Below are 21,398 nucleotides of genomic sequence, written 5' to 3'. Positions count from 1 at the left end.
GACGACTGGCCGGGCCCTCGAAGGCTGCGGGACCATGGGTCTACGGGGCGCGGTGGTGTGTCCCGCCGAGTACGGGTGAGCAGTCATGGACAGCGGCGCCGACGGCAGTTTTGAGACGGTATTCATTCCGGATGAGGTCGTGCAGGCCTTGCTGGAACTGGCCAACAGCTTCTCCTGGGAGGAGAAGCGGCAGGTCATCGAGAGCCGTCACACTGAGTTGCTGGGCGATTACGCTGATCTGATGCTGGTGGTGCTGCTCGATCAGCACGAGGAAGAACCCGATTTCCACGACTCGCTCACCGAGGACCAGGCGCTGCTCGCCGACTGCCGCCGGTACGGCGTCGCCGGGGCCTTCGCCCGGCGCGCCCAGCCCAATCGCGGCCGCGACCTGACCGCGGACGTTGTACACCGGCTGGCCACGACGACCGGTGAAGAGGAGGTGCTCCAATACCTCAACACGCATCTGGCGGTCCGTCGACTCGTGCTGGAAGCGGTCCAGTCGTTGGTAGCGGCGTCGAGCCCGGTGGCCAAACGGCGCGTTCTCGAACGCGACAAGGACCTGCTGCTGACCGCGGCCGCCGAACTATCGCTGCGCCTGGTCGATGACCCGGACCGGAACTATCAGGCCCATGCCGAACTGGTCGCGGTCGCGCGCATCCACGGCATCGACGCCGCCATGGTGTCGGCCTACGGAGAGTTGGAGGTGGAGACCCCGCCGGAGGGACGGGCTCCGGAAGTGCATGAGATCCTGCACGAACTGGCCCACGCGGAGAGATACATGCCGATCGAACGACGGCTGGGACTGTGCCGCCGCGGCCTCGAACTCGTCCCGCGCAGCGACCCCTTGTGGGCGTTCTTCCAGCGCACAATCGCCGAGTGTCTGATGCTCGACCGCACCGCCGATCGGCCGGCCAGACTGGAGGAGGCCATCGAGCTCTTCTACGCTGCCCTCGATGCGACTCAGGCCGCTGGGCTCCGGGCAGCCACCGCACAGACGCGTGCCCTCTTGTCGTACGCCTATACGGAACGGGTACGCGGTGATCTCGGCGCCAATCGGGACGAGGCGGTACGCCAGGCGGAACTGGCGGTCGCGGAGTTGCCGGAAGAGGCTTCCGATCTCTTGGTCTTCGTGCACGCCACCGCCGCACAAGCCCTACACACACGGCAGTCCGGGAGCGAGGATCTGATCGAGGCGCATGCCCATGCCCGCCGGGCTCTGGAACTGGTCGATCCGCAAGCCCTGCCGACGTATTACTCCGCCATTCAACAATCCTTGGGCATGATCGCGACGCGCGGAGGCCCCGATGAGCACGGAGACGGCGGTGTCACGCATCTGCGCAACGCGGCCGGCACGCTCGATTCCGACGAGGAACCCCACAACTGGGTAGCGGTCATGATGGAACTGGCCTGGGCGCTGCTCAACCAAGGTGCCACACGCGCGGCCGACGACGTCGAAGAGGCACTCACAGTGCTGCACGAGGCCCTCGGCCGCACGGACGCGACCGGCAATGCCGAAGACTGGGCGCGCGTGCACGAATACCTCGCCGAAGCCTATCTGCGCCGTATCCACGGCAATCCGTCGGACAATCTCGAGCACGTCATCGACCACGCCGAACAGGCTTTGACCGTGTTCACCCGCGATACCTTCCCCGACCAGTGGGCAACCGCCAAGGAACGCTTCGGCACCGCCCTGCGACGGCGGATCGCGGGCAACCCGATCGTCAACGCCCGTCAAGCCATTGACCACTTCACCGAGCTGGCCGACTACTACGCCGCCGAAGGCGCGCGTGGGGACTGGGCGTCGATGCAGGAGAAACTCGGTATCACCCACGCCAAGCACCCTTTTGAGGCGGGCGTGGACCACCTTGCCCTGGCCGACGAGCATCTCACGCGTGCGCTGCAGGTCTACAGCGAGCGCGGCCAGACTGCTTCGGTGGTCCAGGTGCAGACGAATCTCCTCGGGATCGGCTGGCGTCGCGTGTCGCAGGGCGAGCAGTCTGAGGCTTTCGTACAAGAGGTCTTCGCGCACGGTCAGCGCGCCCTCGCCTGGTCCACCGAGCACGACGACCCAGACATGCGGGCTTTCGCCCACGTGGGGCTAGGCAACCTACATTGGCATCTCGCGGGCGACTCGGCCGACGACCCGCATGTCGCCGCTGCCCGCGCCCACTTCGAGCAGGCGGTCACGAACGAGACGGAGGCTATCCGCTTCGATCTGCTCGGGACTCGGCTGCTGTTGGGCGTGGTCATCGCCACCCAGGGCGACGTGGAGGGCGCACTTGCCACCGACCACGCCCTCATCGCCGACGCCGAGGCCTACCTGGCGCAGACGGTGACCGATGCTGGCCGGGGCGCCGTTCTCGAACACCTCGGCCGCGCCTACGACCACGCCGCGATCCTGGAGCTCCGGCGCGGCCGAATCGCCGAAGCCCTGCGCCTGGTCGACCGTGGGCGCGCCCGCTTGCTGCTGGACACGCTCGACGTGGACCCGAACTCCGCCGACCTGCCCGAGCCGGAGCGTACGCTCTTTCGGCACGCTGAGGAGCGGGTACGCCTCCTGCGGGCCGAGCTGAACTCGCTTCCCGGCCCAGAGCGCGAGAGCGACGCTGCGCTGGGACGCCAACTGGCCGTCGCCCAAGCAGAGCTGTCCAAGGCCGTGGCCGTGCCGTCGGCCGAGGCCGCGGCGGCGGAGCCCTGGCAGCTCGTGCCGCCGGGCGGCGTCCTCGTCACACCGCTCATCACCTTTTACGGTTCGGCGCTCTTCGTACTTCCCCACGGACTAGAGGAGTTGACGCGGGAGCACGTCCTGATGCTCGGCCCTGACACCCACCGCGAGCTCCTGGAGATGATCGTGAGGTGGATGGAGGCCGCGCGTGACAAAGACCTGGCGCGAGCGCCGCTGTCCGAATGGACTGCGGCGATCGACGAGGTGACGGACTGGCTGTGGACGGCCGTCGCCGCGCCGCTGCGCCGACGACTGCGTGAGCTCAAAGTGCCTGACGGCACGCGGCTGTGGATCACCGCGTCCGATCTGTCGAACCCACTGCCGCTGCACGCCGCCCGGCGTGCCGAGGACGGACAGCACCGGATGTTCCTCGATGACTACGTGGTCACGTACACCCCGAGCATCCAGATGCTCCACCAGGCCCATAGGCGTCTCGGGCAGCGCGCCCACGACACCCGTACCGCGCTGTTCCTGGCCGATTCTCTCGGCGACCTGCCATACGCCGCTGAGGAAGTTGCAACGATCAAGGAGCTCTTTCCCCCCGACCGGCGTCTCGTACTGGCAGGGCCGGACATCAGCCGCGAGGCGGTGTTCACGACGGCTCCCGGTCGCCAGTACGTCCACATGGCCTGTCATGCCTACCTGAACTGGGTCCAGCCGAACTACTCCGCCATCCCGCTCGCCGATGGCGAATTCCTGGTCGCGGGGGAGCTGGCCGGGCTCAACCTGTCCGAGACTCGGCTGGTCACCCTGTCGGCCTGCCAGTCCGGCATGTCCTTCAATGAGAAGGCGGCGGGCGAGTACAGCGGTCTCGCGGCGTCGCTCCTGCGCGCGGGCGCACCCACGGTCGTCGCAACGCTCTGGGCCGTCGACGACCACGCGAGCAGTCTGCTGATGTCCAGGTTCTACGAGGAACTCACGGGCGACGCCGGGCACGAACCCGCCGAGGCCCTGCGGCACGCCCAGCTGTGGCTGCGCGACGCCACGCTCACTGAACTCACGGCGTACCAGTCCAACCGCCCCGGCGCGGCGGCCGCCGCGCGGCGCTGGCGGCTCCTCGGTTACGGCCCGGAGGACCGGCCCTGCGCAAGCCCGCATTTCTGGGCAGCGTACACAGTGGTGGGTGCGTAGACGGGCCTACCTCGCTGCGGCGGCGACAGACCCGCTTCGCCCGCTGCCGCGCCCCGGCCGCGTGCCCGCGCGCCGGCCTTGTGCAGACCGACCAGAGCCAGCGCACAGAGGATGATGGGCGCCGTGCACGACGACCCCAGCCCCATCGCATCGTTGCTGCGAGCGAGGTGCCCGGCCGGTCGGTGCCCGCCATGCCGGGCAGCTGCGCCGCAGCGAGTGCTCGCTCTGTAGCGACAGAAGAGTCTGCACGTTTCCGTCACTTTCCCCTCACCTGATGTTTACGAACTGTATGCTCCAGGCGCTCCATTCGCGCCACTGAGGGGGATCCTGATGCGTATCCGCTACGCCTTGACTGCTGCCGCCACTGCCACAACGCTCGCCGTGACTGCGTTTCCGGCGCAGGCCGCCGAGTACTCGTCGGCCCTGAAGATCAAGGGCATCCAGTACGACGCGCCCGGCCGGGACTCCAACAGTTGCTCCACCGGCAACACCAAGGACGAGTACCTGACGATCAAGAACTACTCCCGCAGCGCGACCGTCAACCTCAAGGGCTACGTCGTCAAGGACGCCACAGGCAACCGCTTCACGTTCACCGCCAACCACTACCTGCAGCCCGGCGACTACATCAAGCTGCGCGGCGGCAACGGCACGGACTCCGACACGAACAACGTCGTCTACCGCGACAACTGCAACTTCATGTGGAACAACGACAAGGACACTATCTACTTCTACAAGCCCTCCGGTGCCCGCGCCGACGTCCACTCCTACACCCAGTCCGGCTCCGACCCGGACGGCAACGGGTACATCACCTACCACGGCTGACCGCACGTCAGCCCCTAGCAAGGCGGGCCGACACCACGATTTATCCCCTCCCCCGGTTCCGCACCGGGCGGGGTCAGGGCTCTCCTGCGCGGATGCGTCGGAAGCCCGGCCCGAGCCCGCGTCGCCGGGGCCGGGGAGCGGTACGCGGCGCGGACACCGTCGTGATGGTCGCGGTCGTCCCCTCTTCGCCAGGCAGCCCGAGCAGTCCACGGGCGTGTCCGCGACCACAGACGCCGGGGCACGGACCTGCGCCATCTCGGCGACCGCCTCCGACGTCGCCGCTGGCCCGGCTCAAGGACGCCGAGCTCGTATGCGAACGCACCACGCAGCGCACGGATTTCCCCCTTTCCGGGCTCCCCTCATCGCCGCCCTGGAGTAACCTTCCTCCGCCAACGAGCCCTGCCCGCTACCGCGTGGCCAGCGCGCCGCCGAGCGCACAGCGGCTTGTGCAGCCCAGGAGCCAGGGCGCAGAGGAAAGGGCCAGCGTGCACGACGACCCCAGCGCCATCGCATCGTTGCTACGAGCGAGGTTCAAGCGACGCCTGCCCTCCAGCCTCAACGAGCTGACCGGACCCGAGCACGGGATGGTGGAGCTGCCACTGCACATCGCGTGGTCCGGACTGCGCACCCTCGACCTGGACCGGCCACGCCAGCGCATGAGCCTGTACAGAACAGTGCTCGGCGAAGGCCTGCATGACGACCTATGCCGCTTCCTCAACAAGAGCATCCTGCTTGAGCTGTGGCCAGTACTCCACAAGCTCATCAGCACGGCCATCAAAGACGTCTGGGAAGAAGCGTTCCCCGAGCTGCGACCATGATCAGCTTCCAGCACCCTCTCCCAGCAAGCTCGTCGAATCCGCCCCGGCCCGCTGGCGCGGTCACCGGCGCCCACCTCGTCCCGCTCGTCCGCGCCGGCGCTCGCTTCGAACGCGGGCTGCTGGTGGAACGCGACGAGACCTCGCAGCCTGAGGAGCAACCCAACCATGACCGCCTTCGACACTTACGGCACAAGCACCCACACCGCCAGGCAGCTTGCCGACATGCTGACCGATCGCCTTGGCGCAGTCTTCGTCGAACGGGACAGCGACTACCTGGGCGTCTACCTGCTCGCCACCCTCAACGACGCCACCCGCATCCGGGTCCAGCCGAACGGCATACCCGGCGACGACGGCGACAACGACCTCTACGCCGAGCAGCACCCCGACCTGCCCGTGCTCCTCCTGGTCACCGCCCCGGGTCCAGACCCTGCCCTCCAAGACCAACTCGCAGGCATCGAGGGACTCGCCAGGCTCACCCAGATACGAAGCTGAAGTCAGAACTCGTCCACAGGTATTGTGGATTGCTCGTCCGGCCACCTCCAGATCGGATCCCGCATGTGCGTTCCCGGTCGCGGCGCTTGCTGGAGTGCAGGCAAGACACGACGCGCAGCCATCCGATGCCTGGAACGCTACGTCGCCCGCGAGCTCTACCAGACGATCGTCAGGCTGCGACCGAGCGCCCCGAGTCCAAGATCGGCTGCTTGACATCCATAGGGGCATCAAGCTCGCCGTCCGCGATGAGGCAGAGACTCGACGGGGCTATGACCGGTCTGACAGCGGCTCTTGAACCCAGCCCCATCGTGGTTAGGCTCAGTGATCAATGCCGTGATCGCAGTTTCGCAGTCCACGTGAGGAGTCATCGTGCCCAACTTGGTCAGCCAGCAGGAGAGCCCCGTCGAGGTGGATTTCAACGGCTGGGCACTCCAGGATTGGGACGACACCCAGGTACCAGACCCCTTCCCCAGCGGGTTCCACAGCGACGTCTTCCTCGCCGCCCACCCCGGGCGCTTGGACTTCGGCAGCGCTGGACATACCCACACAGCAAGCCTCACGGTTGAGGTCTGGGACGGGCAGCCCTCGATTCCACCTGGTGATTGGGAAGAGACCGCCGAAGCCAGCATCCTTTGCACCTCCGGAAGGCTGCGTGCTCGGGGTGTAGCCGGCGGCCCCATGCCGGGCACGATCACGTTGTCGGACAAGCCGGGCAGGTGGGCAGTACGAGCCGTATGCGCAGGACGCGCTGAAGTAGCTGAGCAGTCCAAGTCCAGCGTCCCGGAGGGTGTGGAGCGATACACCGTGCAGTTCTGGCCGGAGGCATGAAGAAGGCGTGGGCCAGCCGCACAAGGCGGCTAGCCCACACACTCACAGCCCTCAGCGCCTATGAGGTGACTTTCACGATGAATCCATCGTCGGGCCCGTCGATCAAACGGTTCTTGTCATAGAACTGACCGAGCAGGACACCGGCGGCTTCGTTGCTTTCCTTCGACACCGGCATCACACTGAAGTTATTTCGATCCTGGTAGGGGTCGTAGTCCGGCCCTGCAGCACCCTGGTAGGTGGTCGCGAAGGGGTACTCGTCACACTGCTTCTTTCCACCTTGGGCGTAGTCGTCGCCGAAGTATTTTTTGCAGTTGTAGACGGAACGGTTGCGGTTCTTCTTCCTGCGTTCAGTGTCAGAGTAGAGCCGAGTCAGGGCCTCGTCGGTGTTCTGGCCCGCCACCTGCTTCCTGCTGAAGAGCGGTACGGTCTCACCTGGCTTGGTGAAGGCCTTCTTGATGTGCGCCGCGACCTCCCGCTCCGGGGCGCTGGCGGCGGTCTTGTACTTGAGCGTGGCGACGACGCTGAAGACTGCGGCACCGCCCGCCGCAGAGCCAGGCAGGTAATCAGCCTCGTCCCAACGGGGCGGCAGCATGAAGATGTCGCCGCCGGTGAACCCGTCGTCTGCCCACCCGGGCGGCGCCACAAGCTTGATGTTGGGCTGGTAGATCGCAGCGATCAGCCTCGTTGAGCCCAGCGATCCCGGCTGGCCCGACGGCGCAGTGATGGTCTGCTTGAGAGGGCGCCCGTCGAGTAGTTCACTCCACGTCCTGGTGACGGGCAGCGTGTTGCCACCCTTGGTGATCCGCGTAGTGGAAGGCCACTTATGGGATATAGAGGCGCTTGTGGTGATGCCCAGTTTGCGCGCGTCATTATCTCCGGTCGCGGTGAAGTCCGTGTAGTAGTAGGTCGCGGTCATCTCTCGACTGTTCTTCGGTATGGTGCCGATGACCACCACATCGAAGTGACTCTTTCCGACAGCCTCCCCATTCCTGTACCACACCTGCCCGAATTCGCGTCCAGAACAGACGGCGTAACGGGACTTGACGTAAAACGTCCTGTCGGCGAGTTGGGTGACGCACTGCTGCGGCGTCATAGTGTGCGATGGCTCCGGCAGGGAGATGACCGCGTCGGCCGTATCGGCGGGCGAGGCCCCCTCAGCAGGCAGCTCCTCATCGTCTGACGTCGGCGGCTGCGCCGACCCCACCGGGGCGCGAGGTGCGGAGGACTTCGCTTCCCCGATCGCCTCGTGCGGAAGAACAGCCGCCAGGGCCTCCGGAGTTTGCAGCCGCCGCAGCCGCTCCAGGCCGTCCGGCTGGTTGAGCTGATCCAATGTCAAAGGCTCAGCGCCAAGGGGCTGCACGTACGTCTCCACGCGCAGGGACTCGTCATCCCCATCCGCGTGAGCAGCACTCAGCGGGACGACCAGCGACACCGCAACCGCCGACGCGAGAATCCCGCGCGTCCGTCTATGCGAGCCCAGCAAGAATCGTTTCACCAATCCCCCATTTTCATGCACATGCCAACTCTTCTGACAGTAAGAACCGATCAAGATCTATCCTTCACAGGCACTTCACAGCAACAATGAAGAACCAACTGACCGATTTGCTACGAGGTTTGACCGAGATCGTCGTCTTCGCCGCTCAGGCCCCGCCGACGGCGACTACAGGTCAATGCTGCGGGCGCTCGTGGAAGTCGACCCGGCCGCCATGGGCCCCGAACGCCTCGCCGCCAAGCTGATCTCGTACGAGCGCCTCTACCGCTACGTGCCCGCGGTCCCGGGGCACCGACCGACCCTCCAGGAGCCAGTGCTGGAGGAATGGCGGCGTCGCTACCCGGCCTTCCCCCGCGTCCTATTTGTCCTGGACGGCACCGGGCCGGCCGGTGCCGAGAACCGGATCAGCGCCCTGCGCGCGGGAGCCGGGCTGCTGAAGCCGTCCGGTTCCTGCACCTCGCGGCATCGCTGGCAGACCTGCTACACCATGGCCTCCCGACCAGCGAGTACGCTGGACCGAGTCCGGGCATTGACACACATGACGTGCGGCCGCCGCAGTCGATGTGATCAAAGCACAGGGGCTGACAACGAGCCTTCGGATTTCGCCCCGCACCGGCCGTCTCCACCCCGGTCGTCGAGTGGGACAGGCCCAGGTGACTGGCAGGCCGACTTGATGCGCACCCGGGATTCAAGGCCCGGTAGAACCGGTAAGCAGCGGCAGCGCTGTTGTATGGGGGGTGTTCTGGCCGGGCGGGGTGCCGTCGGGGTGATCGTGGATCCAGGACAGTCCGCCCAGGTCGAGGCGTCGGCGGGTACGGGTGACGGCCACGTAGGCCAGCCGGGCTTCGGCGTCATCGACGGGGTCAGGTGGCGTCGGGGGATCCTGGTCGTCAGCGGTGTCGTTCTTGGCGCGGGCGAAGTCGTCTGCGATGAGGACGCGCGGCCATTCGCGTCCCTTTGCCTTGTGGGCGGTGGAGACGGTGATCTGGGCGTGGGGCTCGGGGGCGAGGTGGGCAACGGCCGTGAGGATGGCGTTGGTGCCGTGGGTGTCGACGAGGTTGACCAGGGGCTGCAGGTCGCGGCCGGCCGGGTCGTGGGCGGCGTAGTCCTGCAGGTCGCCCCAGCAAGGGAAGAGGATCAGTTCGGGATGGTGGGTGCGGCGGCCTTCTTTCAGGTCGCGGGCCGCGAGAGCCAGGGCCTGGAGGCTGTCTCCTCCTCCGGCCAGGGCGACCTGGTATCCGGCGGCCATGAGGGTCATGACCTGGGACATGGCGCCGACGTTGGTGCGGCACAGCACGGCGTCCGGCTGGGTGACGGGGCCGAGTTCGGTGGGGACGGTGGGTGTGCCGGTGAGGCGGATGGGGGCGTCGGCGAGGTGCAGCCAGCGGTTGGCTTCTGCGGCGAGGTCGGGGCCGAAACGGAAGGACTGGGACAGGGTCAGCTGGGTGCCGTCGAAGCCGGTCATGACGTCTTTGGCGCCACGCCAGTGGTAGATGGCCTGGGCGGAGTCGCCGACCATGACCAGCTGGGCGTGGTCGCGCTGATTGAGGAAGATCTGTTCGACGACGGGGTTGGTGTCCTGGGCCTCGTCCAGGAGCAGGAAGCCAGTGTCGATGCGGGGCTGGGTGAGCGCCCAGATTTTCAGGTAGTGGTCGTGATCGAAGCGGACGGCGCCGTCGTCGGGGTGCTGCAGGTCGACCCAGGCTTTGCGGGCGAACGGCACGAGATGGGCGGCGAATTCGGTGTGGAGGTCGGTGTCTTCCAGACCGCGTAGGTGGGGCACGTGATGGCTGGTGATGGCCTCGTCGGCGGTGTGGCAGAAGCGGGTGACGGTGCGCAGGACGGCGTTGGACAGGGCGCGTTGGGATACTTCGCGGTCGCCGATACGGACGGCCTTGGTGATACCCAGGGCGTGTCCGGTCTGCCAGGCAGGGCGGCGAGGAGCGCCCAGGCGGCGGGTGTAGCGGTGGCCGACGGCTGCGTAGGCGAGTGCGTGGGCGGTCTTGCACAGCACGTTGTGGGGGAAGCGGGCATGTGCGTCCTGGGCGATGGCCCGGTTGTAGGCCAGGTAGCGGCCGCGGCGGGTGGTGGTGCGGGCGAGCAGGGTGAGGGTGGTGGTCTTGCCGGTGCCGGCGCCGGCCTGCAGGGCGAGGTGGTCGCCGGCGTGGAAGGCGTCGGCAGCTGCCGCCTGTTCGTCGGTGGGGTTCATGATCTGGGCTTTCGGGGAGTCGGGTGAGGGCATGCCCGACGGCGGAGAGCAAATGGCCGGGGGTGGTGTGGGTGAGGAGCTGGCGTACGGCGCGGTCGAGGCGGTCGGCTTCGCGGTCAGCGTGCTCGGCCAGGGCGCGGTGGATAGCGTCCCGTACGTAGCGTTCGGGGGTCTGGCCTGCGTGGCGGGCGTCCCGTTTCAGGGTGGTGTAGGTGGCGGGCGGGAAGGCGACGTTGAGCAGGACGTGTCCGTGCCTGTCCGGGTAGTGGGTGGTGATCACGTCGATGGGCAGCCGGGCGGTGAGCCGCTGACGCAGGCGGTGGGCTGCCCGTTCGGGGGTTTTGCCGCCTGCGATGGCCATGAGGCGGGTGGTGTCGTGGTTGGCTGCGAGTGGCCAGGCATGGGTGGCGTGGCGGAGTTCGGCCGCCGTGATGGGCCGGGTCAGCACGATCTCCAGGGCGTGGTGCGGCATCGTCACCGGTTTCTGGGCTGGTGGGCCGGTGGGTGGGGCAGGCGGGTGCGGATATGTGCCGCGTGCAGGAGGGGGTCGAAGGGCTGCCATCCCGCCAGGGCGAGGTCGGCGGCGCCGGGGGCGGCGGCGTGTGTGGGGCAGCGCTGGGCGCGCCAGCGCAGTTGCTCGCTGTAGGGGAGGTCGCTCAGGTCGTAGACGGCCATCAGGACGTCGGACAGGGCCAGTTGGCCGCGGCTGGGTCCGGTGGGCAGCAGTTTCCAGGTACCGGCCGGTCCGGTGGGGGCGAGGACGGGGTGGGTGCAGCGATGGCGGTGGTGGGTCTGGGCCACGCAGCGGATGTGTTCGATCGCGTGCTCGGCGAGGTAGCGGCACAGCAGGATTCGCACGACGGGACGGGCAGGGGCGTCGACGTCGGGGGCCTGTCCGCTGGTGCTGCGAGGGGCGGGGGCGAAGGCGCCGGTGTCGGTCAGACGGCGGCTGCGGACGGCGAGTTGGCGGCGGATCGTCTCAAGGTAGGGGCCGGTTCGGCAGGTGGGGGTGCGACGGGGACAGATCACGGCGTGCGGGATGCGGCACCAGGTGCTGCCGTCGCCGTGGGGGTAGGCGATGCCGCCGCTCAGGTGCCAGCGGCAGGGTTCGGGGACATGAGCGGCGGTCAGTTCGGCGGGGTGCAGGGCGATGGGCCGCTGGTCGGCGCGCTGGTAGAGGTCGATGCGGTTGCCGCACTGGCGGCAGCGGCCGCTGTGGCCGGCGCGCAGCAGGCGGCTGGGGCTGGTGCCGGCCACCTGCAGGGGGCGGGGGCGCCGGGTGATGCGCGGGCTGCCGTCCCAGTGGCGGCCGGCGGGGGCGGGAGTGGAGCACATGGCCCGGACCGTGCCAGGCGACACGCGACGATCGGCGGCACGACGGCGCGGGTGTCCCTCATCCAGCCCAGCAGAGCCGAACGGGCGAGCTGGTGAGCTGTCCTTTGTTCGATACGTGCTCGTCGGTTCGGGTGATTTGCGGCATGGCCCTGAGGGGCGAGCGACGGAAGGTCAGGAGCCTTGCGTGCCGGGCGGGGTGTGGTCGTCGCAGAGGGTGGTGAGGAGGTTCTCGATGGGCACGTCGAAGGTGTGGGCGAGGGTGTGCCAGGTGGTGACGCTGCCGGTGGTGCGGCCGTGTTCGAGGTCGATGAGGGTGCGTCGGGCCAGGCCGCTGCGTTCGGCGAGTTCGTCGAAGGTCCAGCCGCGCTCGCCCCGCAGGCGCGCGAGGTTGACGCGCAGTGCGGTGAGGTCGGGATCGGGCGGCAAGATCGTCACCCCACCATCCGACGGTGCAGACCCCTGCCCTGTCAGTGCAGACTTCTGCACTATTTGGCGAGGGCGGGAGCGTCAGCTGTAGTGCAGAAATCTGCACTACGGTGTCTCCGTTCCGGGCCCTCGGTGCCGGGAAACACCAGTCACCGCACCATGAACAGACGGGAGGGTAAGCAGCCGATGAGGCTTGTCGGCGCGCGTGCCGCAGTACGGCGCATCTGGACGGTGGAACTGCGTCCGCGGGCAGGCGGACCAACCCTCATCTGCGGCCACTGCACCGCCCACACCCCGCCCCTCGAGGCCGCCTCCGCGCGATCCGCCGCCCTGGCTCATCTCGCCTGCCACGCCCGCGCCGACGCGTTGCCGGACTATCTGCGCACCTGCCAATGCCAGCAGAGAGGCTGCTCCTGGCATCCACGTCGCCGCGGCTGCGCCGGACCGGTTCTGCTCGCCCTCACCCGTGACCGCAGTGGTCGCATCTGGCGGCTGGCCGATGCATGCGCGGCCTGCGCGGCCGCGACCAGCCATACCGCCGTGGTCCCCGACACTCTGCTCACCTCCCACTGGCCGCCTGCCCCGCACCCTGCTCCGGCTGCGCGCGTCGGTACCGATGAGCGGGTGCGTGTGCGGGAGACGCTCACCTACCTCTCCACCGCTCTGCCCCGGTGCACCTCCCCCGCCGCCCGGATGCTGGCCCTCCAGTGCGCCCTGCGCGCCGACACCCGCGGCCATGTCCGGCTGCCCGGAGGGCTGCTGCGCGGCATGCGTCTGCGCGGACGCTGGGAACTATGGGAGGAGCTGTCCAACGCCGGCTGGCTGCGACTGCCGGACCTCAGACCGGCACACGTGCAGGTATGGCTACTCGATGCCGTTGCCCTGGACCAGGTGCCCGGCCGCGGCGCGCGCTGCCATGCCGCCCACTGGGCGCTGCGCCCAACGCCACTGATCCTGCCAGGCCGTACCCCTCCGACCCTGCGGCTGGCCGCCCTCGTCGTGGCCGCCCACACCTGCCAGGGCACCGAGATGGACGTCCTCGCCCGCCTGTGCGGGCACTCCTGCCACCAGATGGAAGAGCTCCTCGACCAGTTGGTGGCCGCACGCACCCTGACCAGCTGGCACCAGGACCAGACAACAGGCGAGGTGATGTGGCACCTTCCCCAGCACACCGCAGAGACCTGTCGCACGACCGGATCCAGGAGGCGACACATGACAGAGCGGACGGCACAACACCAGCCGTCACCATGACCGTGCGGAGACGTTGAAGGCAGCACGGGAGACGAACAACCCGTTCCACTCATCCGTACTATCTCTACGCTGGGACAACATCCATCGGTTGCAAGACCGCTCAGCGGGCAGAAGTCACCACCAGCACTGCCACACGCCTCAGGCTTCAGCTCTTCAACTTCCGCAGAAAGGCCAGTCACCATGCCGGACACGACGACCTCTACCAGCGAACTGACATCGCACTACATCGCCCAGGTAACCGGCGATCTCGAGAACAACACCAAAGAACAGGAACGCATCAGCGCAGAAATCGATGCACTGCAGGAGCTGTTGCAGGCGCTCCAGCAGGACCACACCACCCTGGTGAACATGCGGCAGGCCCTCGGCGCCACGACAACGATCGTCCCCAGCAAGCCCTCAGCCGTGCCCTCACCCCGGGCGAAGAAGGCCGCTCCCGCGGCCCCAGCGAAGAAGAGCACCGCCGCCAAGGGTGGGAAGACGGCGAAGGAGCCCACAGCGAAGAAGCAGACGCCGAAGAAGCCGACGGCGAAGTCGGAGGCCTCGAAGACAGCGAGCCAGCCCACCCTGGTCGAACTCATCCGAGCCCACCTCACCGAGCAGCAGGAACCGCGCTCGGCAGCGGAAGTCGCCACCGCCCTCGGCCAGGCCCACCCCGACCGCCGCATCCAGACCACCGTCGTACGCACCACGCTCGAAGGACTCGTCGCCAAAAGCCACGCCCAGCGGTCCAAGCAGGGCTCCTCCGTCTTCTACACCGCAAGCTCCGCCGACACGCCCGCCACGACCGCCTCCAACCACGCCCCAGCACAGGCAAGCTAACTTCGGTCGCTGGTATTCAAACTCGTCGAGTCCGCCCAGGCCCGCCGGCGCGCAGTCTCCGCAGCCCACCTCATCGCTCTGGAGCCTGGATGCGATCGGCTTCCTCACGCAACCCGTTGACTCGACGGCGAGAGCGGGACGCTGGTCGTTGGCGTACGGTTACCGGCGCTGCGGCGCCCAGGAGGAGGCGCTGCTGTCCCAGGCTTCCGCGAGTGGCACCATGAGGTCGATGTCCAGGCGGGACGCGGAGGTCATCCAGGTCGCGTCGTAGTACGGCCACCGGGGCCACCCGTCAGCGAGAAGCCGGGCCACTCTCGGAGTGTCGACAGCTTCTGAAATCAATACCTTCGCTCACGTGTCGCAACCGTCTACGGGATTGGTCCCGGCATCCCAGTGTTTCGTGTCAAGCAGTGGCTTACGGGGGTGGAGTCAGCTCGATCAGGAGGTCCTGGTCGGATGCGCCGGAGCAACGTGCCTGGACAATTTCCGCTCAGTCCTGAGTGTCTTGGTCGCGCAGGCTCAGACATTGGTAGGCGATGACCGGGCGGGTGCGGAAGCGGGCTGTGGCAGGCGGGCCGAAGCGCTCAACGCGGAATTGTTGGGCCCGGTTGTCGTCGGCACAGTCGTCGCGAGGCTCGAGCTACAGTCCCAGCGACACGCTGTGCACGCCGCGCGTCGCTGGGACTCTCTCACCCCTTGTCGGCCGGCCGCCGGATTCGCCAACAGCATCGCTGCCACGGAGCCGGGCCCGCCTCATTCCCAGACGTCAGCCGGAGCGCGGCACGGCGATCTTGGCTGCGAGAGTGAATCCCGAGCCGGCGATCGTCACGGCAGTGCCGAGTGCTTCAAGCTCGCCGGGCATAACCAGGAGCACGGCGATGGCTCCCAGCAGTGCGGCAATGGCGATGACCACGGCGGCCACGGCATTGGCCACGGGCAACCGCAGTACGGAAACGGCATGTTGCTCCAGCCCCGGTTGATTTCCAGGACCGTGCACTTCGGGTGGACGGGTCCTCATCTGCGTGTCCTCTCATGTCAGCCCAGGTGAGACAGGTGGAGCGGTGAGCTATGCGGTAGCAGCCGCATTTGCGTGTCCGGGAGATGCCCTGCCGCTGATGTGCCGGAACACAACTCCGGGGCAAGGCACGCGTTTGCAGGAGCCGGGGCTCCGTCATCTTCCGTGCTCCATCTACGACGGCGGCCCCGCCGGATCCAGAGTCCGGTGGGGCCGCACGCGTCTTCGGGGTCTGCTGCTACAGACCCCGCATGCCTGCCGCGGCAGGCTGCCGGTCTCGTCTCACCTGGGCTGACAGGAGGATCGAGAACCAAGTTGAACCAACTTAACCAAGTTGGTAACCAACTCTACTATGGTTATCCCCGTTCCACCGGGATCGATAAACACCTTCCACGCAGCTTCCCGCTCCCGATCCCGAAGATCATTCCTTTTCCGTCCGCCGACCCGCGGCGACCTGCAGTGATACCCGCAGGGAAGAGGCGTCACCCGGACGTCCCCCCGGACCAGAGCACGGACGCGCCCCGATCCCGCCCGCCAACTGCCCACCAGCTCAGCCTTGTTGTTCGGAACGTGAAGGAGTTGGCAGCATCTGGTCCGCGCGGCTGCGCCATGCATCTCTGCGGGGTGATCCTGTCGAATGCGTCGTTCCTGGACCGGGATCCGGTGCAGCCGACGCCGGTCGGCTACGCGATGCCGATGGCTGCCAAACGTCACGGCGTAGGACCGCATGACGAGGCCGTCCCGTCCAGTAGGTACTGCCGGACGCGGCCGCTCTGCCGGGGTGGAAACGTCATCGAGCCGATGGCCGGCACGGACCGCTTCCTGTGCCAGGACGTGTTCGCCCGCGACTGCCGCGGCATGATGGCCCTTGGCCAGTCGGAGTTCACCCGCGGAAGCCGCACACCCGAGGAGTGGGTCCGCCTCAGCTTCAGCCTCTATTCCTTCCGAAGCGAGCGCATAGCGCGCGAGTTGTACACGGCACTGAACCTGGGCGGCACCAAGCTCGCGCTCCCCCGCTCCGGCGGCGACGAACACGTCGCCACGCGCAGGAAGGACGGCGAGGCGACCGTGCTGTCCATCAAGGCCCGTGCAGGCACCACGGTCATGTGGGTCTTTGCCGTGGGATCGGAACAGACCGCCAGCAGCGAGCGCGCCGAAAAGGCGCTGCAACTGCTGTACAAGCGTACTCAGCAAGCCAAGAGTGGCGCCCAGCCCACCGCCAGCATCTCCATCCCATGAGCACCGGACCGCAGGCAGACCCAAGATCGTGTCACGAGCTCTTCGGGCAGCGATTGATGCGGGCGTAGAGCAGGGTGCTGACGGTTGGTTCGCCTGGAACGGGGACAGGCCGGTTGGGGCCGGTTGCCTCGCAGAGACTGGTGAGCTGGTGGGCGAAGGCGAGGACGGCCGCTTCGTCGAGTCCGTCGATGGTGATGCGGACCATGTCAGGGTCGCGCAGATGAGCCGCGTGCGAGGAGGTGGTCATGCTCTTTCAGACGGGCGGCGCTTGGGGCGCCGTTGCAGGTGGGGGCGATGTTCACCCATGGGCCGCACAGGCTGATTGAGGTTGACCCGAGAGTGCCTGCGTCTTGCGTGGGTTCTTGATATGGGTGAAGGGTTCCAACGCGGCACGAGGCGGTGGTGCGTTGTCATTGCAGGGCGCGGTGCAAGTTTGCGCAAACGTTCGTGGGACGTTGTGCCGGGCGGTTCCGGCCTGAGAGGCGTGTTCGCCTTCCGGGTGGTGCGCTCGGTGGTACTGCGCGGCGGATTCGGCTGGAACGGCCATGAGGGTCGCTGCGCTTATGCAGGCGGATAGGCCGCTCGATCATTTGCGGTCATGGGTGGTCACAAGGTGGCCGGAGTGAAACCAGTCGAGTGTTCGCGGCGCCACCGTTCGGCAATTAGTCATCGCTGAGGCATTCGAACTTTGCGCGATGAACCGTTTATATAGCGCCGCGTGTGACGGAGGCATTACGGTCCGTTGACGCAGGGAACCCCGGACAGGCTGGCTACCGACTCCGGGGTCCCCTATGGACCAGACCAAGAAAGGCAGGTAAGTGCCCCGTGCTTGACCGGCTTTCCATTGCCGCCCTGTTCCAGGCGGCAACTCGCGACGACGCTAGCATTCCGCGTCCTCCCGGGAACGAAACACGCATTGCGAGTGCCTGGACTGTCACGGTGCAGGCAAGCGTGTTCCTGGCCGTCGTCGTGGTGGCTGTGATCTTGATCCGTGGCTGGTGGACGGCTCCCGCCACCGCCGCGGTCGTGGCAGGCCTGGTCATGTCGGTGCGTCAGTCGCACTGTCATTACCAGCGTCTTCGGCTGAGCTGACCGGTGGAGCGGGCGGCGGCGGACCATCCGGTGCGCCGCCGCCCGTCATCCCACTGGTTGATCTTGCACCGTGCCGAAACAACGAGTTCCTCTTCCGGATGCGCAAGAACCCGCGCATCGCGGAAAGAAACCTCAGCACTTGGGAGGAACGATGGCGGGCACCAGTCCCCGCTACGACATTTGCCGCCACTGCCGGGAGCGTTTTGCCCAGGCCAACGGCCCAGGACGGAAGAAGGAATACTGCAGCATCGCCTGCCGCCAGAAGGCCCAGCGTGAGCGGGACGGCCGACTGGGACAGCAGCAGGCACGCAGTGCGCATCCGCTGGGCCGGCGGATCGCGGAGGACCTGCAGGCTCTGGCGGCGGCGCTGCTGGAGGCTGAGTATGACGGGCGGCCGCTGGCCGAGCTCCTGCGCTATGCCGACGAGGTGACCCGGGAGGTGGAGTGCTATACGGCTGCGGCGGTCCACGACGCCCGCAACCAGGGTGCGGACTGGAAGCAGGTGGCTGCGGCCGCTCAGGTCAGTGCGACGACGGCGCGCACCCGGTGGGCGGAGAGCCGTGTGCAGACCCGGCTGAAGCGGCGAGCCGCAGAGCGTGCTGCGGTGCGGCAGCCTCATGCGTCGCCGGCTGGAGAGGGGGCGCCGCTGTCGAAGGCGGCCGAGCGGGCGTCGGCGAAGCTCGCCTCGGCGCTGTCGTATCTGCACCGCTCCAGCAGCCTGACGATCAAGGAGGTGGCCGAGCAGACCACGCTGTCTCCGTCGTACGTGTCGCGGATCCTGTCGGGCGAGCGCAAGCCGACCTGGCCGGTGGTGCACGCTCTGGTGGAGTTGTTCGGTGAGGATCCGGCTGAGCTGAGTGTGCTGTTCGAGAGCGCCCACGGGCTGGTGCCCGCGCCCCGGCATGCGATCCCGGATGCGGTGGCCCGGCTACAGGCGGCCTTGCAGGGGCTTCATCTGGCTGCCGGCCGCCCGCAGTTCGGTGTCATCCGCAAGGCGTCCCGGGGCACGCTGAGCACCCAGGTGATCAGCGACATCCTGAGCGGTCAGATGGTCCCGGGCTGGGAGCAGACGGCGGCCCTGGTGACGGCGCTGGGTGGCTGGCCCTCCGACATCCGGCCGTTGTGGGAGGCCATCCACTACGCCTTCTTGTACTGCCTGGATCCCATTCCGCAGAGCCCTCGGCAGCTTCCCCCCGCCCGCCCCGAGTCCCCTTGAGTCTGAAGAGAGGTGCCATGTTCTTGTCCTTGCGCCGCCGCGGCAACGAGCCTGTCCTGGCTTTCTGCGCTCCGCTCGCACAGGACGAGCCCGCGCAGCAGGCTCTCGTGCTGACGCTGCCGGTGGAGTACACGGCCTTCTGCCTGCTGCACCGTGAACGCTATCTGCGGTACACGCGCGAGCGAGTGCAGGATGCGTGGGCGAGCCAGAAGGTCGTCGAAGCGGCTCTGGGCAACCTGGCCACGATCTGGCCGACGGTCATCAGCAGTTCCCGCCCGGCGGCGATTGCCTGGCGACTGCTGGACGCCCTGATCGCTTCGGCACTGCGCGGGCAGGGCGCCAACAAGAACCAGCAGTTGGACGCGGTACACCAGACACTGCCCAGGGCCCAGGCGGATGCAGTGATCTTGCGCTGCCGGCTTCAGCTGAGCGAGGCGCAGGCGGCCGAGCTGATGGGGGTGGAGAAACCGGTGGTCGCTTCCCATCTGCGGATGGCCCAGCGGGCGCTGCCCGGACGGTTAACGGACGTTCCCGCCGTGCCAGGGGCGCATCGGGGCACCGGCCGCGTGCGCCGGTGAACTGAACGCGCCGGGCGCTCGTAGCGCACTTCCGACTGCCCCGGGTGGTTCTGCACAGAACTACCCCGCCAGAGAACGGTTTTCCTACCATGGAGGGCCCGCAGCATGCCGTGTGCTGTGGCTCGACGGGGTGGGGTGCCGTAGTGGAGCGCGGGCGGTTACCGCTGGGCGACATCGACGATGTCGCATCGCCCAGCGTTGCCCGGATCAACAACTTCCTGCTGGGCGGCAAGGATCACTACCCAGCCGACCGCGAGGTGTGCGAGCAACTGCTGCGGATCGCTCCCGGCGCCCGGCGGGCGGCCGAGGCCGGCCACCGGTTCCTGCTGCGAGTGACCAGCCGCCTGGCGCGTGAGTACGGTGTGCGGCAGTTCCTGGTCTTCGGCGCCGGGCTGCCTGCCCGGGTGGGCGTGCATCAGATCGCCCAGCGCGTCGATCCGCGGGCACGTGTGGTGTATGCCGATAACGACTCGCTGGCGCTCGCGCATGCCCGGGCCGTGTGGGAGGACCGGCGCCGGACCATGGTGGTGCGGGCCGAGCCGGTCCAGGCCGCGCACGTGGTGTTCGATCCGCCCGTGGGCAGGCTCATCGACATCAGCCAGCCCGTGGCCGCGCTGTTCGTCTCGGCGCTGCACACCGTGTACGAACCGGCCGGGCTGCTGGGGCACACCGCGTCGCTGCTGGCACCGGGAAGCTTCGTCGCGGCCAGCCACCTGACCAGCCAGGACGCGGTGGTACGGCAGCAGGCCACCCGTCTGCTGCGTGAGGCGGCCGGCGGACGATGGGGTCGTGTGCGCTCCCGTGAGGAGGTCGACGAGCTCTTCGGCAGGCTGCGGCTGCTGGCGCCGGGGCTGGTCGATGTCTCGCAGTGGCGCCCGGGCGGTGACCGGGGCGCTGAGACGGGCCCGGAATGGGCCGAGTACGGCGGCGTGGCCTGCGCGCCCTGATCCGCGCAGCGGGATTGGTAGGTCAGGCGGGTTTGCTCAGCCGAAGTGGTGCTCGAGCAGGTCCAGGCTTTCCTGGGGGGAGAGCGCGGCCTGGGCCAGGCCGTCCAGGACGGAGCGGTAGTGGTCAGTCTCTTCGGGCTTGTTCAGGTATTCGGCGTCCCGCAGTTGCTCGAGGTAGACGATGTCCGGCAGGGCAGGCAGGTTGAAACGCAGGTGGGTTATGGGAAAGCCGGCCGCGACGCAGGCCGGGCGGCTGAACGGGGCGATCTGCAGGGTTACGTGGTCGAGTTGGGCCATCTTCACGAGGTGGTGCACCTGCTCGCGCATGACGTGCTCGCCTCCGATGGCGTGGTGGAGCACGGCCTCGTCGAGGACCGCCCACAGGTGGGGGGCGTCCGAGCGGGCGAGGAGGGTCTGGCGGGCCATCCTCAGTTCCACGCGGATGTCGATCTCTTCCTGCTGGGCCAGGGGGTAGCCCAGGCGCATCACCGCCTCGGTGTAGGCGGGGGTCTGCAAGAGGCCGGGAATCAGCTGGACCTCGTAGGTGCGGATCATGGAGGCGGCTTCCTGCAGGCCGATCAGCTTCCCGCACCAATCCGGCAGGACTCCGTCGAAGCGGTGCCACCATCCGGGCTGGCGGGAGGCGCGCACCATCTCCGCGAAGTGAGCGAGGACTTGGCTGTCGCTCACGCCGTAGAGGGCGAGCAGGTCCATCACATCGTCAAGCTTGCAGGTGACCTGCGCCCGTTCCATCCGGGAGATCTTCGCCTCCGAGGCGCGAATGGACCGGCCCGCCGCCTCCGCGTCGATCCCGGCCGCCTTGCGCAGCGTGCGCAGAAGATGGCCCAGCACCAGGCGCAGCGCGATCGGGCTGCGCGCGGAGGCGGCGAGGTAGTACTCCAGGGTCGGGGCATCGACCGGGCGGGCGGACGTAGGCATCGAGTCTCCTGTGAAGGACGGACG

Annotated in this window: 19 protein-coding genes and 1 pseudogene; 11 read left to right on the top strand and 9 right to left on the bottom strand. The window is 67.8% G+C overall.

The genetic code is table 11. The annotated features are described in order from the left end of the window. The first annotated feature begins 85 nt into the window (after window positions 1-85). The 4 genes from AB0959_RS30530 to AB0959_RS30515 all read left to right on the top strand — a co-directional run bounded on the left by AB0959_RS30530 (window position 86) and on the right by AB0959_RS30515 (window position 5,988). On the top strand, window positions 86-3,856 hold the full coding sequence (locus tag AB0959_RS30530) for a CHAT domain-containing protein (RefSeq protein WP_366829868.1): 3,771 nt from the start codon (window positions 86-88) through the stop codon (window positions 3,854-3,856). 330 nt (window positions 3,857-4,186) lie between these two features. Next, window positions 4,187-4,678 carry a lamin tail domain-containing protein gene (locus tag AB0959_RS30525; RefSeq protein WP_366829867.1) on the top strand — a complete coding sequence of 164 codons (492 nt, stop codon included), beginning with the start codon at window positions 4,187-4,189 and terminating at the stop codon, window positions 4,676-4,678. Between the two features lie 485 nt (window positions 4,679-5,163). Further along, entirely contained in the window at window positions 5,164-5,496 is a 333-nt protein-coding gene (locus tag AB0959_RS30520; RefSeq protein ID WP_366829866.1) for a transcriptional regulator, read from the top strand. 165 nt (window positions 5,497-5,661) lie between these two features. Continuing rightward, window positions 5,662-5,988, top strand: coding sequence for a hypothetical protein (locus tag AB0959_RS30515; RefSeq protein ID WP_366829865.1), 327 nt, complete (start codon window positions 5,662-5,664; stop codon window positions 5,986-5,988). Window positions 5,989-6,874: 886 nt separating this feature from the next. Here AB0959_RS30515 and AB0959_RS30510 read toward each other — a convergent pair. From AB0959_RS30510 to AB0959_RS30490, 5 genes and pseudogenes are all read right to left on the bottom strand, one after another. Further along, complete coding sequence (locus tag AB0959_RS30510; protein WP_366829864.1) at window positions 6,875-8,365, bottom strand: hypothetical protein; 1,491 nt, start codon at window positions 8,363-8,365, stop codon at window positions 6,875-6,877. A 631-nt stretch (window positions 8,366-8,996) separates the two neighbouring features. Next, window positions 8,997-10,517: a UvrD-helicase domain-containing protein gene (locus AB0959_RS30505; RefSeq protein WP_366829863.1), complete on the bottom strand. Its 1,521-nt coding sequence runs from the start codon at window positions 10,515-10,517 to the stop codon at window positions 8,997-8,999. A 13-nt stretch (window positions 10,518-10,530) separates the two neighbouring features. Further along, a pseudogene (locus tag AB0959_RS30500) lies at window positions 10,531-10,989 on the bottom strand (hypothetical protein); the annotation flags it as partial. Window positions 10,990-10,991: 2 nt separating this feature from the next. Beyond that, a complete protein-coding gene (locus tag AB0959_RS30495; protein ID WP_366829862.1) occupies window positions 10,992-11,852 on the bottom strand; it encodes a DUF6083 domain-containing protein in 861 nt (286 codons plus the stop codon). A gap of 171 nt (window positions 11,853-12,023) precedes the next feature. Then, entirely contained in the window at window positions 12,024-12,287 is a 264-nt protein-coding gene (locus AB0959_RS30490) for a helix-turn-helix transcriptional regulator (RefSeq protein WP_366829860.1), read from the bottom strand. Between the two features lie 177 nt (window positions 12,288-12,464). On the opposite strand from AB0959_RS30490, the gene AB0959_RS30485 reads away from it, so the two are divergent. Continuing rightward, window positions 12,465-13,529, top strand: coding sequence for a hypothetical protein (locus AB0959_RS30485; RefSeq protein WP_366829859.1), 1,065 nt, complete (start codon window positions 12,465-12,467; stop codon window positions 13,527-13,529). Between the two features lie 180 nt (window positions 13,530-13,709). Beyond that, on the top strand, window positions 13,710-14,348 hold the full coding sequence (locus AB0959_RS30480) for a hypothetical protein (protein WP_366829857.1): 639 nt from the start codon (window positions 13,710-13,712) through the stop codon (window positions 14,346-14,348). A 159-nt stretch (window positions 14,349-14,507) separates the two neighbouring features. Here AB0959_RS30480 and AB0959_RS30475 read toward each other — a convergent pair whose 3' ends face one another. Together AB0959_RS30475 and AB0959_RS30470 are read right to left on the bottom strand one after the other, a co-directional pair. Then, window positions 14,508-14,660, bottom strand: coding sequence for a hypothetical protein (locus AB0959_RS30475; RefSeq protein ID WP_366829856.1), 153 nt, complete (start codon window positions 14,658-14,660; stop codon window positions 14,508-14,510). Between the two features lie 454 nt (window positions 14,661-15,114). Next, window positions 15,115-15,366, bottom strand: a complete 252-nt coding sequence (locus tag AB0959_RS30470) for a hypothetical protein (RefSeq protein WP_366829855.1) — start codon at window positions 15,364-15,366, stop codon at window positions 15,115-15,117. A 567-nt stretch (window positions 15,367-15,933) separates the two neighbouring features. Between AB0959_RS30470 and AB0959_RS30465 the strand changes: the two genes are divergently transcribed. After that, window positions 15,934-16,602: a hypothetical protein gene (locus tag AB0959_RS30465; protein WP_366829854.1), complete on the top strand. Its 669-nt coding sequence runs from the start codon at window positions 15,934-15,936 to the stop codon at window positions 16,600-16,602. A 31-nt stretch (window positions 16,603-16,633) separates the two neighbouring features. Here AB0959_RS30465 and AB0959_RS30460 read toward each other — a convergent pair whose 3' ends face one another. After that, the gene (locus AB0959_RS30460; RefSeq protein ID WP_366829853.1) at window positions 16,634-16,849 is read right to left on the bottom strand and encodes a DUF6207 family protein; all 216 of its coding nucleotides are present in this window, start codon (window positions 16,847-16,849) and stop codon (window positions 16,634-16,636) included. A gap of 578 nt (window positions 16,850-17,427) precedes the next feature. On the opposite strand from AB0959_RS30460, the gene AB0959_RS30455 reads away from it, so the two are divergent. The 4 genes from AB0959_RS30455 to AB0959_RS30440 all read left to right on the top strand — a co-directional run bounded on the left by AB0959_RS30455 (window position 17,428) and on the right by AB0959_RS30440 (window position 20,435). Continuing rightward, the gene (locus AB0959_RS30455; RefSeq protein WP_366829852.1) at window positions 17,428-17,694 is read left to right on the top strand and encodes a hypothetical protein; all 267 of its coding nucleotides are present in this window, start codon (window positions 17,428-17,430) and stop codon (window positions 17,692-17,694) included. A gap of 151 nt (window positions 17,695-17,845) precedes the next feature. Continuing rightward, window positions 17,846-18,910 carry a helix-turn-helix transcriptional regulator gene (locus AB0959_RS30450; RefSeq protein ID WP_366829851.1) on the top strand — a complete coding sequence of 355 codons (1,065 nt, stop codon included), beginning with the start codon at window positions 17,846-17,848 and terminating at the stop codon, window positions 18,908-18,910. A 23-nt stretch (window positions 18,911-18,933) separates the two neighbouring features. Then, the gene (locus AB0959_RS30445; protein WP_366829850.1) at window positions 18,934-19,488 is read left to right on the top strand and encodes a sigma factor-like helix-turn-helix DNA-binding protein; all 555 of its coding nucleotides are present in this window, start codon (window positions 18,934-18,936) and stop codon (window positions 19,486-19,488) included. A gap of 89 nt (window positions 19,489-19,577) precedes the next feature. After that, window positions 19,578-20,435 (top strand): SAM-dependent methyltransferase, encoded by an 858-nt coding sequence (locus tag AB0959_RS30440; RefSeq protein WP_366829849.1) that lies wholly within the window; start codon window positions 19,578-19,580, stop codon window positions 20,433-20,435. 36 nt (window positions 20,436-20,471) lie between these two features. Here AB0959_RS30440 and AB0959_RS30435 read toward each other — a convergent pair whose 3' ends face one another. Next, complete coding sequence (locus AB0959_RS30435; protein ID WP_366829848.1) at window positions 20,472-21,374, bottom strand: helix-turn-helix transcriptional regulator; 903 nt, start codon at window positions 21,372-21,374, stop codon at window positions 20,472-20,474. Window positions 21,375-21,398: the final 24 nt, after the last annotated feature.

It is taken from the genome of Streptomyces sp. NPDC046862, assembly GCF_040704615.1.
In the GTDB taxonomy this organism is placed as follows: Bacteria; Actinomycetota; Actinomycetes; order Streptomycetales; family Streptomycetaceae; genus Streptomyces.
The sequence above is the reverse complement of the archived record's forward strand: the minus strand, read 5'-3'. Positions and strand labels throughout refer to the sequence as shown.

Coding starts and splice junctions, on each gene's coding strand:
- AB0959_RS30530 (WP_366829868.1), top strand. CDS start 86: ATGGACAGCGGCGCCGACGGCAGTTTTGAGACGGTATTCATTCCGGAT.
- AB0959_RS30525 (WP_366829867.1), top strand. CDS start 4,187: ATGCGTATCCGCTACGCCTTGACTGCTGCCGCCACTGCCACAACGCTC.
- AB0959_RS30515 (WP_366829865.1), top strand. CDS start 5,662: ATGACCGCCTTCGACACTTACGGCACAAGCACCCACACCGCCAGGCAG.
- AB0959_RS30505 (WP_366829863.1), bottom strand. CDS start 10,517: ATGAACCCCACCGACGAACAGGCGGCAGCTGCCGACGCCTTCCACGCC.
- AB0959_RS30495 (WP_366829862.1), bottom strand. CDS start 11,852: ATGTGCTCCACTCCCGCCCCCGCCGGCCGCCACTGGGACGGCAGCCCG.
- AB0959_RS30485 (WP_366829859.1), top strand. CDS start 12,465: ATGAGGCTTGTCGGCGCGCGTGCCGCAGTACGGCGCATCTGGACGGTG.
- AB0959_RS30480 (WP_366829857.1), top strand. CDS start 13,710: ATGCCGGACACGACGACCTCTACCAGCGAACTGACATCGCACTACATC.
- AB0959_RS30470 (WP_366829855.1), bottom strand. CDS start 15,366: ATGAGGACCCGTCCACCCGAAGTGCACGGTCCTGGAAATCAACCGGGG.
- AB0959_RS30460 (WP_366829853.1), bottom strand. CDS start 16,849: ATGACCACCTCCTCGCACGCGGCTCATCTGCGCGACCCTGACATGGTC.
- AB0959_RS30450 (WP_366829851.1), top strand. CDS start 17,846: ATGGCGGGCACCAGTCCCCGCTACGACATTTGCCGCCACTGCCGGGAG.
- AB0959_RS30440 (WP_366829849.1), top strand. CDS start 19,578: ATGGAGGGCCCGCAGCATGCCGTGTGCTGTGGCTCGACGGGGTGGGGT.
- AB0959_RS30435 (WP_366829848.1), bottom strand. CDS start 21,374: ATGCCTACGTCCGCCCGCCCGGTCGATGCCCCGACCCTGGAGTACTAC.